1 protein-coding gene is annotated in these 1113 nt (G+C 66.6%); it reads left to right on the top strand.

Annotated features, from left to right (window positions below; translation table 11 throughout):
* Positions 1 to 1113, top strand: a 1113-nt coding sequence (locus Q8K99_14930; GenBank protein ID MDP2183841.1) for a hypothetical protein, incomplete at both ends; no start/stop codon positions are given.

The following is a 1113-nucleotide window of genomic DNA, read 5'->3' as shown; positions in this document are numbered from 1 at the left end:
GCAGATATCGGTCAGCAAGACCCCGAGCCCGGCGTCGCTCCCCGAGCCCGGCGGCGAGTTCACCTTCACCTACGTGGTGACGAACGACTCCGTCGAGACGGTCACGCTCACGAGCGTCACAGACGACGTCATCGGCACGATCACGCTGCCGTCCGACGTCACGCTCGCTCCCGGTGAGTCGAGCGCGGCCATGACCGGCACCAAGACCTACACCGATGCGGGCACCTACCCCAACGTCGTCACCGCGAAGGCCGTCGACAACGAGGGCAACGAGGACACGGCGACCGACGACGCGTCCGTCACGGTCACCGACGAGCTGCCGGACATCTCGGTCAGCAAGACCCCGAGCCCGGCCTCGCTCCCCGAGCCCGGCGGACTGTTCACCTTCACCTACGTGGTGACGAACGACTCCGTCGAGACGGTCACGCTGACAAGCGTCACAGACGACGTCATCGGCACGATCACGCTGCCGTCCGACGTGACGCTCTCTCCCGGTGAGTCGAGCGATCCTATGACCGGCACCAAGACCTACACCGACGCGGGAGTCTACCCGAACACCGTCACGGCCATCGCCTACGACAACGAGGGCAACGAGGGCACGGCGACCGACGACGCGTCTGTCACGGTCGACGACGTGCTGCCGAAGGTCTCGATCACCAAGGTCGCGGACCCCACCGTGCTTCCTGAGCCCGGCGGAAGGTTCGACTACGTGATCGTGGTGACGAACGACTCCGTGGAGGCGATCACGCTCTCCGAGCTCACCGACACGCTTCCCGGCGGCGCGGTCGTCTACGACCTCGCTGCGGCCGGCGTCGTCCTGCCGCCCGGTGGCACCTACACATGGAAGCCCTTCCAGACCTACACCGAGGCCGGCTTCTACACCGACGAGGCGCATGTGATCGCCTACGACAACGAGGAGAACAAGGCCGAGGCCAGGGCGACGGCCACCGTCGAGGTCACCGACGAGCTCCCGCAGATATCGGTCAGCAAGACCCCGAGCCCGGCGTCGCTCCCCGAGCCCGGCGGCGAGTTCACCTTCACCTACGTGGTGACGAACGACTCCGTCGAGACGGTCACGCTCACGAGCGTCACAGACGACGTCATCGGCACGAT

The sequence above is a fragment of the Actinomycetota bacterium genome (assembly GCA_030682655.1).
Taxonomy (GTDB): domain Bacteria; phylum Actinomycetota; class Coriobacteriia; order Anaerosomatales; family JAUXNU01; genus JAUXNU01.
Note: the sequence above shows the minus strand (reverse complement) of the source record. Positions and strands in the feature narration are given on the sequence as shown.